6 protein-coding genes are annotated in these 7,576 nt (G+C 50.2%); 2 read left to right on the top strand and 4 right to left on the bottom strand.

Going from position 1 to position 7,576, the window contains the following annotated elements:
* The 3 genes from ccoN to ACTHMC_RS12885 form a co-directional block, all read right to left on the bottom strand.
* The coding region (gene ccoN / locus ACTHMC_RS12895) for a cytochrome-c oxidase, cbb3-type subunit I (protein WP_440413555.1) at positions 1 to 1,377 on the bottom strand (1,377 nt) is incomplete at its 3' end.
* A gap of 37 nt (positions 1,378 to 1,414) precedes the next feature.
* Positions 1,415 to 1,585: a cbb3-type cytochrome oxidase assembly protein CcoS gene (gene ccoS / locus ACTHMC_RS12890; RefSeq protein ID WP_440413554.1), complete on the bottom strand. Its 171-nt coding sequence runs from the start codon at positions 1,583 to 1,585 to the stop codon at positions 1,415 to 1,417.
* A 96-nt stretch (positions 1,586 to 1,681) separates the two neighbouring features.
* Positions 1,682 to 4,078 carry a heavy metal translocating P-type ATPase gene (locus ACTHMC_RS12885; RefSeq protein ID WP_440413553.1) on the bottom strand — a complete coding sequence of 799 codons (2,397 nt, stop codon included), beginning with the start codon at positions 4,076 to 4,078 and terminating at the stop codon, positions 1,682 to 1,684.
* 125 nt (positions 4,079 to 4,203) lie between these two features.
* Between ACTHMC_RS12885 and ACTHMC_RS12880 the strand changes: the two genes are divergently transcribed.
* Complete coding sequence (locus ACTHMC_RS12880) at positions 4,204 to 5,259, top strand: response regulator (RefSeq protein ID WP_440413552.1); 1,056 nt, start codon at positions 4,204 to 4,206, stop codon at positions 5,257 to 5,259.
* Between the two features lie 18 nt (positions 5,260 to 5,277).
* Entirely contained in the window at positions 5,278 to 6,213 is a 936-nt protein-coding gene (locus ACTHMC_RS12875; RefSeq protein ID WP_440413551.1) for an ABC transporter ATP-binding protein, read from the top strand.
* A gap of 197 nt (positions 6,214 to 6,410) precedes the next feature.
* On the opposite strand, the gene ACTHMC_RS12870 is transcribed toward ACTHMC_RS12875, so the two are convergent.
* Positions 6,411 to 7,576: ribonucleoside-diphosphate reductase subunit alpha (locus ACTHMC_RS12870; protein ID WP_440413549.1), on the bottom strand; the 1,166-nt coding region annotated here is incomplete at its 5' end.

The raw sequence follows: 7,576 nt of genomic DNA, 5'->3' as shown, positions 1-7,576 counted from the left end.
CTGTTTAACCGTTTTGTAAATATTGTAAGCCATCAGGAATGCACCGGTGAGGTAGAGTGCACCACCGATACTGCGGGTTACGTACATCGGAATGATATGGGTAACAGTTTCCAGGAACTGGAACTTCAGTTGTCCTTCTTCAGTAAAGGTCTTCCACATCTGTGCCTGTGCAAAACCGGCCCAGTATAACGGAATGGCATATACGATAATTCCGATAGTACCGATCCAGAAATGGTTATTCGCCAGTTTTTTGGAGTAGAGCTGGGTACCGAACATTCTGGGGATCAGGTAATAGATCATACCGAAGGCCATGAAACCGTTCCAGCCAAGACCTCCGATGTGCACGTGTGCGATGGTCCAGTCGGAGAAGTGGGAGATGGCATTCACGCTTTTCAGGCTCATCATCGGTCCTTCAAAAGTGGCCATACCGTAACAGGTAACTGCCACTACAAAGAATTTCAGAACGGGCTCTTCACGCACTTTGTCCCAGGCGCCGCGGAGGGTGAACAATCCGTTCAGCATACCACCCCATGAGGGAGCTATCAGCATGATGGAGAATACCACACCGAGGCTCTGCGCCCAGTCTGGCAGCGCTGTGTAAAGCAAGTGGTGAGGACCGGCCCAGATATAGATGAAGATCAGAGCCCAGAAGTGTATGATGGAAAGACGGTATGAGTATACTGGTCTGTTGGCAGCCTTTGGCAGGAAATAATACATCAGGCCGAGAATAGGCGTGGTGAGGAAGAACGCCACGGCATTGTGACCATACCACCACTGTACCAGCGCATCCTGTACACCTGCATACCAGCTGTAACTTTTCATGAAACTGACGGGCAGCTCAAAGGAGTTCACTATGTGCAGCATGGCCACAGTTACCCAGGTAGCAATGTAGAACCAGATGGCAACATAGAGGTGTTTTTCGCGGCGTTTGATGATGGTGCCGAACATATTGATACCGAAGATCACCCACACTAATGTGATGGCGATATCTATCGGCCATTCCAGCTCCGCATACTCTTTACCGGTAGTGTATCCGAGAAGGAGGGTGAGGGCGGCTGCCACAATGATACCCTGCCATCCCCAGAAATGCAGATAGCTCAGCTTATCACTGAACATCCTGGATTTACAGAGGCGTTGAAGGGAATAATAAACACCGGTGAAGATGCTGTTACCAACGAACGCAAAGATCACGGCATTGGTATGAACGGGGCGGATACGGCCAAAAGTAGTTGGCGCAAAATTGAGGGAAGTGGATGGTGCATAGATCTGGATGGCGGCCCAGAGACCAGCGATCATGCCTATCACGCCCCAGAAGAGGGTAGCATAGCCGAACCATTTCACAATCTTGTTGTCGTAATAAAATTTCTCTAGCTGCATAACAATTTAGTTTCAGGATCAGTGAGGCTGTTATCAATTATTGTTTGTCGGATTCTTTGTCTGATGCAGGTTTGTCGTCGAACAGAATGCGTAGCGGCGGCGAAAATTCATCATCGTATTGTTTGTCTTTCACGCTCCAGCAGAAAGCTGCCAGGAAGAAGGCGGCGATGCTTACGCTGACAATGATTAGAATTATGATCACACTCATATCTTCTGTTTATAGAACAAAAGTACCTGTGCGCGTATGCGTGGGAAATGATTACACTTAGATGACAAAATGATTTTAATCAGGTGGGGGAGACGTTCAGAGTTTCCACCTGCGGGCTAACACATTGCTGCAACCGAAAGTGAGCAATACAATGCTCAGACTGCTGGCTGGCATGAGTATAGCCGCAATGAGGGGAGATAGCATGCCCTGAACGGCAAAGCCGATCCCTACTATATTGTAGAGGATGCTGAGCACAAAGCTGGCGATAACGATGCGCTTGTTGGCCCGGCAGAGGCGGATGAAGAGCGGGAGTTTGGGGAGCTGGGCAGCTTCCAGGATAGCATCGCTGGCAGGAGTGAAATTGTTGGTGTCTTCAGTGATGGCAATGCCTACATTGCTCTGGCGGAGGGCACCGGCATCATTGAGGCCGTCGCCGATCATCATTACAGTCTGGCCGCGTTGCTGTAACTGCTGAATGAATTGCAGTTTGTCTTCCGGGCGTTGCCTGAAAAGCAACAGCGCCTCTTCGCCCATCAGCTGCTGCAAATAAGAGCGTTCGGCGCTGTTGTCACCTGAGAGTACAGAGAGCTTATTATGCTTGCCCAATTCACTGACGAGTTGCGGAACACAGTCGCGGTAGCGGTTCTTAACCCTGAAGAACCCCACGCATTCACCATCGATTGCCAGGAATACGGAAGTGCCTGTGTTCTCTTTATCGGGATTGCCTGTCACATGCTGTGATGATCCGAGTGTGATCATATTGCCCATCACATACCCTTCAGTGCCACGGCCTGCCACTTCACGGAATCCTTCCACACGGGCATTGCTCCTGGCATTGAAATATTGCGCGATGGCCTTGCTCAGCGGGTGATTGCTTTGTGAAGCGAGGGCTGTAACGGACTGCTGGATCTCCAGCGATAATGCCCTGCCTTCATAAGCCACCTCCTGTTCCCGGGTACTGGTAAGGGTGCCGGTTTTATCAAAAACGATACTGTTTGAGTTGGCGATATCCTCGATGGCCTGTGCACCACGGAGATAAAACCGGTTACGCCCCAGGATCCTCAGCACATTTCCGTTGGTGAAACTGTTGCTGAGCAATAATGCGCAGGGACAGGCCACTATCAGCACGGCGGTAACCACCTGCCAGGTTTTGCTGCTGTCTGTGAAGCTCCAGTAAACAGCTGCCACAGTGGCGATGCTGAAAAGGATCACGGTGAACCAGCGGCTAAGCAGGTGTACAAAAGAGACATTCTTTTCTACGGGCGACTTCTTGAATTCATCGCGAAGCCAGAGTTTGGTGAGATAGCCCTGCGCCACTTCCTTGATCACTAAGAGCTCGATGGCATTGCCGGTTTGTTTACCACCGGCGTAGAGCAGTTCTCCCATTTCCTTCTGAACCGGTACGGATTCTCCTGTTACGAAGCTGTAATCCACGGCTGCCATGCCTTTGGTGAGGATGCCATCCGCGGGGATCAGCTCCTGTGAATGGATCAGCAGGGTGTCCCCGGGTTTGATATCCGGCAGGGCTGTAGGGATATGATTGCCATCTTTTATAACGGTGATGGCTATGGGAAAATAAGAAGTATAATCACGGTCGAATGATAATTGCTGATAGGTTTTATCCTGCAGCACTCTGCCCACCAGCATGAAGAATACGATGCCGCTCATGCTGTCGAAATAACCGGCGCCTGTGCCTGTGATCACTTCATACATACTTCTTCCGAAAGTGACCAGGATGGCCAGTGCAATGGGCGCATCGATATTCAGGAAACGGTTCTTCAGCCCATGCCAGGCTGCTGCAAAAAAGGGTTGGGCGCTGAAGAAGAAAACGGGCAGGGCCAGTATCACATTGAGCACGCGGAACATATTCTGGAGCTTCATGTCAGCCGATTCAAGTCCCAGGTATTCCGGAAAGCTCATCAGCATGATATTGCCGAAACAAAAGCCAGCCACACCCAGTTGATAGATCAGTCGTTTTTTTATCCGGGGCGGCTGGTGTTGCAGGTCCTGTAAGCTGATATATGGTTCGTACCCTATATTGTTCAGTAATTCGGCGGCATCGCGGAGGCTGGTAAGCCTGGGATCGAATACCAGGCTCACTTCCCGGCGGGTGAAATTCACGCGGGAACTGATGATGCCATCGTTGATCTTGTGCAAATGCTCCAGCAGGTAGAGGCAACTGCTGCAATGGATCTGCGGAAGATAGAAGGTAACATGCGTTTGTTTCTCATCTTCATAACTGATCAGTTGCTGGTGGATCTTTGCATCATCCAGGAAGGCGAACTTGTCTTTCCTCGCCTGCAGGCGTTGATTGGCGCCTGGCTGGTGGTTCAGTTCATAATATTCACAGAGCCCGTTCTGGTTCAGGAGGCGGAATACCATCCTGCAACCTTCGCAGCAGAAATGCTTATTATCTGCCATTATCTTTTCTGAGGCGCAATCTTCGCCGCAGTGATAACATATGATATGTGGCCCTGTTACTATAGCGTCCATGCCGGGAGATTTAACGCTGCTAAAGTAGGCCGGCCTTCTTTCCTGAAATTTGATCCCACTCACCCAAAACCCTGATTTTTATCATATCTGCCCTATGATACAGGTTATGTAGTAATTTTAACGCCATGAAAACGATACTGGTGATCGACGATAATACTGATATCCGCGAAAACACTGCCGAGATCCTCTCGCTGGCAGGATATCAGACCTTTACGGCCGAAAACGGGAAACGTGGTGTGGAAATCGCAGCCCGGGAAAAGCCTGACCTCATTGTATGTGATATCATGATGCCCGAGCTGGATGGATACGGTGTGCTGCATCTCCTCAAGAACAGGCCTGAAACGGAGAATATCCCTTTCATCTTCCTGACCGCCAAAACAGAACGCACTGATTTCCGGAAAGGCATGGAAATGGGAGCCGATGATTATATTACCAAACCCTTCGATGATATCGAGCTGCTGAAGGCCATCGAGATCCGTCTGAAAAAGATCGGCATCATCCAGGCGCAGTACGAACAGGGCGAGCAGGGTGCCAATGAATTGCTGAAGGAACTGAAAACCTCCGGTCTCATCAGCCTGGACCCCAATCAGTATGATAGCGAGCGCATCCCTAAAAAAAGTATCGTTTATCACGAGGGCAAGCGCCCCAAATATTTGTACCATCTCAAAAGCGGTAAGATCAAAACCTTCCGCATACATGAGGATGGAAAAGAATATATCACCAATCTGTACAGCGCCGGTGATTACCTGGGCCATGTGGCCCTCCTTGAAAACAACAGTTACGATGATACGGCCGAAGTCCTCGAAGAAGCCGAAGTGGTACTGATCCCACGGGAAGACTTCCTTACGGCCGTGTTCAATGATATGAATATCGCCACCCGCTTTATCAAGCTCATTTCCCGCGATGTAAAAGAGAAAGAGGAGCGGCTGCTCCGCCTGGCCTACGATTCACTGCGTAAGCGTGTGGCCAGGGCCCTGGTGGATATCCAGACCAAGTTCGGTCTCAATGGCGACCAGCCTGCCATCGATATTCCCCGCGAGGATATTGCCCAGTATGTAGGCACGGCCACGGAGAGCCTGATCCGCACGCTGAGCGACTTCAAATCGGAGAAACTCATCGAGATCCGGGAGGGCAAGATCAGGATCCTTCAGTCTGAAAAACTCCGTCACCTCTTATTCTAAAAAGTATATTTTTGCCGCATGGTTCTACTCCAGGTTTCCGGCATTCATAAGAAAAACGAAAGAGGCTTCGAATTAAAGGATGTTAGTTTCAGCCAGCAATGGTATCAGCAGATAGCCATTGCGGGAGAAACGGGTTCCGGAAAATCCACCCTGCTGAAAATAATCGCGGGGCTGGCCCAACAGGATGCCGGGGAAGTGATCTATGACGGCAAGCGGGTACCCGGTCCCAACGACCAGCTCATTCCCGGCCATCCGAAGATCGCGTATCTGTCGCAACTCTTTGAACTGCCTCATTACCTGCGCGTGGAGCAGGTGCTGGAATACGCCAATAAACTCACCGCCAGATCAGCCGAACAGCTGTTTGAGATCTGCCGCATCACCCATCTCCTGAAGCGCAGAACGGATCAGCTTTCCGGCGGCGAGCAGCAACGCATTGCCATTGCCCGCCTGCTCATCGGATCTCCGGGCCTCCTCCTGATGGACGAGCCCTACTCCAACACGGACATGATCCACAAGCAACTGCTGAAAGCCATCATCGAAGACATTGCCGAACAACTGAAAATTTCCATCATCATGGTATCTCACGATCCGGTTGATGCATTGAGCTGGGCAGACCAGATCCTGCTCATGCGTGATGGCCGGATCATTCAGCACGGCATGCCCAAAGAAGTCTATCGTCATCCCGTTGACAACTATGCTGCTGGCCTGCTCGGCAAATACAATGTATGGGAAGATAAGAATGGCGTGCAGCGCATCGTTCGTCCTGAAGACCTGGTACTCTCCAGAAAGCATATCAGTGATGTAAAAGGCACCGTTCAGAATATCATATTCTGCGGCAGTTACTATGATGTGGAAGTCTACACTGATACCCGCATGTTCACTTCACGTATGATGAACCTCACTATTGAAGAAGGCGATATCGTTACAGTAAGCCCTGTGCAGCAAAACGGATAATTTTTTTAGGCTTGTTTTATTTGCTGTTTTTGCAAAGCTGGTATGAACGCCGGCTGTAAAACATACCCACACCTGTTCGTTCTTTGATGGGCATTGGTGGGGAATGTAAAAAAGGAGACATCGCGGAAGTGCATATAAAAGGAAACCCGCCATCAGCAAAGCCAATGACGGGTATATGACGATGATAAATGCAATGGTTATGCGCTGCAGGTAACACAGCCTTCTTCCATGGTACAGGTTGGGCCTTGTGCTTCTACTTCATTGTTTCCTTCGATTACCTTCAGTGAATGTTTATCGGTGAGCGGCTCCACCATCTTTCCACCTTGTTTTTCAACGGTGAACTGAACGGCTTGTGTAGCTGCTTTTGTACGCAGGTAATACATGCCTGTTTTCAATCCCTGTTTCCATGCGTAGAAGTGCATGGAAGTGAGTTTGCCCGCTGTTGGTGTGTCCACAAACAGGTTGAGGCTCTGGCTCTGGCAGATATAAGCGCCACGGTCTGCAGCCATATCGATCAGGGTACGTTGTTTGATCTCCCAAACTGTTTTATAGATCTCCTTGATATTATCGGGGATGCCATCGATCTTCTGGATAGATCCGTTATGAGTGATGATCCTGTTCTTCATGTCGTCATTCCACAGTCCGAGATCGATGAGGTCTTTCAGCAGGTGCTTGTTCACCACTACGAATTCTCCGCTGAGTACGCGACGAACGTAAATGTTGGAAGTGTATGGTTCGAAGCACTCGTTGTTGCCGAGGATCTGGCTGGTGGAAGCGGTTGGCATGGGGGCAACCAGTAATGAGTTGCGGACGCCGTGCTTGATCACTTCCGCTTTGAGGGTGTACCAGTCCCAGCGGAGGGAAGGTTCAACGCCCCAGAGATCGAACTGAAACTCGCCGCGTGATGTGGGAGAGCCGGGGAATGTTTCGTAATAGCCGTCTACTTTTGCGAGGTCTTTGGAGGCCGTCATGGCAGCGAAGTAGATGGTTTCGAAGATATCCTTGTTGAGTTGTTTTGCTTCTGCGCTTTCGAATGGCATGCGGAGAAGGATGAACACATCGGCAAGCCCCTGTACACCCAGACCGATAGGTCTGTGACGGAAGTTGGAGTTTTCGGCTTCCTTGACAGGATAATAATTATAATCGATGATCTTGTTCAGGTTCTTTGCTGCCTCGTAGGTGATCTCGTAGAGTTTATCGTGGTCGAACTTCCCATCGATCACAAAGCGGGGCAATGCGAGCGAAGCGAGGTTACAAACCGCTACTTCATCGGGTGAAGTGTATTCGATGATCTCTGTGCAGAGGTTGGAGCTCTTGATGGTGCCGAGGTTCTGCTGGTTGGACTTGCGGTTGGCGGAGTCTT

It is taken from the genome of Pseudobacter sp. (genome assembly GCF_051955275.1).
Classification (GTDB): Bacteria; Bacteroidota; Bacteroidia; order Chitinophagales; family Chitinophagaceae; genus Pseudobacter.
Note: the sequence above shows the minus strand (reverse complement) of the source record. Positions and strands in the feature narration are given on the sequence as shown.

Excerpts from the sequence above, each read along its gene's own strand:
- ACTHMC_RS12880 (WP_440413552.1), top strand. The coding sequence starts at position 4,204 with ATGAAAACGATACTGGTGATCGACGATAATACTGATATCCGCGAAAAC.
- ACTHMC_RS12875 (WP_440413551.1), top strand. The coding sequence starts at position 5,278 with ATGGTTCTACTCCAGGTTTCCGGCATTCATAAGAAAAACGAAAGAGGC.
- ACTHMC_RS12885 (WP_440413553.1), bottom strand. The coding sequence starts at position 4,078 with ATGGACGCTATAGTAACAGGGCCACATATCATATGTTATCACTGCGGC.
- ccoS (WP_440413554.1), bottom strand. The coding sequence starts at position 1,585 with ATGAGTGTGATCATAATTCTAATCATTGTCAGCGTAAGCATCGCCGCC.